Raw genomic sequence first — 284 nt, 5'->3', positions numbered from 1 at the left:
AGCGATCCCAGCGGTATTCCCGCGCATGTGCCATGCCTTTCACCCTGTACCGTTGCCTTATCGCGCCGTCGCTCATCATCAGCGAGATCTTTTCGGCAACGTCTTGCGCAGACATCGCATCGCAGTACATCGCCGCGTCTCCGCACGCTTCGGGAATCGAGGTGCGCGACGAAGCGACGACTGGGCATCCGCAATACATGGCCTCGAGCGGCGGCAATCCAAAGCCTTCATAAAGCGACGGGAAAACCAGGCAGCCCGCGCGTTGATAGAGCGCCTTCAACTCG

At 60.2% G+C, this 284-nt stretch carries 1 protein-coding gene; it reads right to left on the bottom strand.

The genetic code is table 11. The annotated features are described in order from the left end of the window. A partial coding sequence (locus SB753_RS36500; protein ID WP_410804989.1) for a glycosyltransferase occupies positions 1–284 on the bottom strand: 284 nt, incomplete at both ends.

The sequence above is a fragment of the Paraburkholderia sp. SIMBA_053 genome (assembly GCF_046534895.1).
Lineage (GTDB): Bacteria > Pseudomonadota > Gammaproteobacteria > Burkholderiales > Burkholderiaceae > Paraburkholderia > Paraburkholderia caledonica.
Note: the sequence above shows the minus strand (reverse complement) of the source record. Positions and strands in the feature narration are given on the sequence as shown.